Raw genomic sequence first — 894 nt, forward strand, 5'->3', positions numbered from 1 at the left:
CCGCCAAAGTATGAACGGGCCCACTGGGCCCGTTTTGCTTTTCTGGCTCATGACTGATCGACATTCAGTCGCAGTTCAGCCCACAGAAAGCGCAGTTCGTCGCGTCAAGGTGGCCCGCTGTCCGACCTTGCTCAACACTTCAGTCTGCGCCCTGCCGATGAGCAAGGCTGGAGCCGGAGATGCCAAGAGTGAAACAGGGATGGTGGTGCTTGAGCTTGACGCTCGGATTGCTGATCGGCGGCATGCCGGCAAAAGCCAGTGAGGTTGTTAAGCTCGCTCGCCTCGTTGTCAGTGGCAAGCGCGGTCCCGCCGAAGCCCCACGGGCCGCGCCGGCTGAACAGCGCCCTGCCGGCCCAGCCAGCCCACAGATTCATGGCACCGGCGGGAATGACGACGCTGGCACAGCGCCCGCCCCGGCCCGCGGCCTCGTCTCCTAAGCAGCCAAGTAAAAATGCCCCGAAACCTATGGTTTCGGGGCATTGCTGTTTTTGGCGGAGTGGACGGGGCTCGAACCCGCGACCCCCGGCGTGACAGGCCGGTATTCTAACCAACTGAACTACCACTCCGCGTGGGATGAATTCGATACCGTCTTTCGACAATATCCAAGCTCATCAAACTTGCCCGTCTTGCGACGGGATTGCCAATCGCATTCCCATCATACGACGAGATTGCCAATATTGGCGTCCCCTAGGGGATTCGAACCCCTGTAATCACCGTGAAAGGGTGGTGTCCTAGGCCTCTAGACGAAGGGGACAGAACTTTTTAAACAAACTGCGTGCCACACAAAAACCACAAGAGTATTTGGTGGAGGTAAGCGGGATCGAACCGCTGACCTCTTGCATGCCATGCAAGCGCTCTCCCAGCTGAGCTATACCCCCGGTATAAACCGGTCGC

General features: G+C 58.8%; 1 protein-coding gene and 3 tRNA genes. 1 reads left to right on the forward strand and 3 read right to left on the reverse strand.

The genetic code is table 11. The annotated features are described in order from the left end of the window. The coding region (locus tag AC1DU6_RS33200; RefSeq protein WP_477862577.1) for a hypothetical protein at positions 1–262 on the forward strand (262 nt) is incomplete at its 5' end. A gap of 227 nt (positions 263–489) precedes the next feature. Here AC1DU6_RS33200 and AC1DU6_RS33205 read toward each other — a convergent pair. The 3 genes from AC1DU6_RS33205 to AC1DU6_RS33215 form a co-directional block, all read right to left on the reverse strand. Beyond that, positions 490–566: transfer RNA gene (locus tag AC1DU6_RS33205), tRNA-Asp, on the reverse strand. Between the two features lie 112 nt (positions 567–678). Next, positions 679–754: transfer RNA gene (locus AC1DU6_RS33210), tRNA-Glu, on the reverse strand. A gap of 48 nt (positions 755–802) precedes the next feature. Next, positions 803–878, reverse strand: a tRNA-Ala gene (locus AC1DU6_RS33215). Between the last annotated feature and the right edge of the window lie 16 nt (positions 879–894).

Source organism: Roseateles sp. P5_B10 (assembly GCF_056400485.1).